Raw genomic sequence first — 994 nt, 5'->3', positions numbered from 1 at the left:
GTGATGTGGTTCATCTCAATCTCCACGCCGATGGTCTGCTTTTTCAGGTTTTCGATTTGCTTTGCGGTTTTTTCGTTCATGGTATTTTCCAGCCTCCTAAAATCCTGTGTCGGCATACCCATTCGCCTCGGGCAGCATCCTGCCTCGGCTCAGGGCATCCGTAATTTCGGGTTTTTTCCCGTTTCGTTGTAACCATATTAACTCTAAACGGAGGAGATAGCAAGCGGCTAAATGTACAGAAAATGCGGTCAAAAGATTGTGTAGAATACACCCTTGCAATCCTTGCAATTGTATGGTAACATACATTACAATGGAAGAGATGCCGCCTTATTTTTTCGCCTTGGATACGGTCTGGAAACTATCGATTTCGGGAATCAGAGCAAGGGAAGAACCATTCTCCCACCGCATATGAATGCTGCCCACATCGTCAATATGCGTGACCTCGCCGACTGTTCCGGGAAGAACCGGATATTTTTCATTTCGCATAGAAATCAGCTGTAATTTCGTTCCGACAGGGTACTTTTTTCGCAGCTGTTCCAGATATGATTCACTCGGAAACTGCATCAGTATCACCAACCTTTCTGAATGCGGAATTGCCTGTGAGATTGCGAAGAATGACTTTTCTTGCTGCCTTGAATTCTGCACCCACCATTCCCAGACGAATCAGGAAACACCGCATGGTGTACTTGGGATTGTCGGAGGTGTCCGGTTTGCGGTTGATGCGGCTCTGGTTCTTGGCAAATTCGCAGAGCATGGAAATGAAGGTGCAGTAGGCATCTGCATCACCGTCCTGTTCGACCGTGAACCATGGAAATTCCACCTTTTCATCAGACGGAATGATGTCCAAACAGTCGGTTTGAAAAGCTGCCTGAAAAAGGGCAACCTTGTTTTCGCAGATCTGCCGGAGATTGCCGAGCGTATGCTCCGTGAAGAAATCGGCTGGCATCTGCACCGTCAAGCCCTTGGATTCCGGTTCTGTGGTGTCCGGAACAGC

The 994-nt window shown here is 48.0% G+C and carries 1 protein-coding gene and 1 pseudogene; both read right to left on the bottom strand.

Annotation, left to right across the window (positions count from 1 at the left end):
• Positions 1 to 327: 327 nt before the first annotated feature.
• Complete coding sequence (locus DXB92_RS13220; protein WP_117734227.1) at positions 328 to 564, bottom strand: DUF4314 domain-containing protein; 237 nt, start codon at positions 562 to 564, stop codon at positions 328 to 330.
• Positions 548 to 994, bottom strand: a pseudogene (locus tag DXB92_RS13920) (virulence protein); the annotation flags it as partial. The pseudogene DXB92_RS13920 and the gene DXB92_RS13220, both read right to left, overlap by 17 nt.

It is taken from the genome of Ruminococcus sp. OM06-36AC, from assembly GCF_003438725.1.
Lineage (GTDB): Bacteria > Bacillota > Clostridia > Oscillospirales > Ruminococcaceae > Ruminococcus_C > Ruminococcus_C callidus.
Note: the sequence above shows the minus strand (reverse complement) of the source record. Positions and strands in the feature narration are given on the sequence as shown.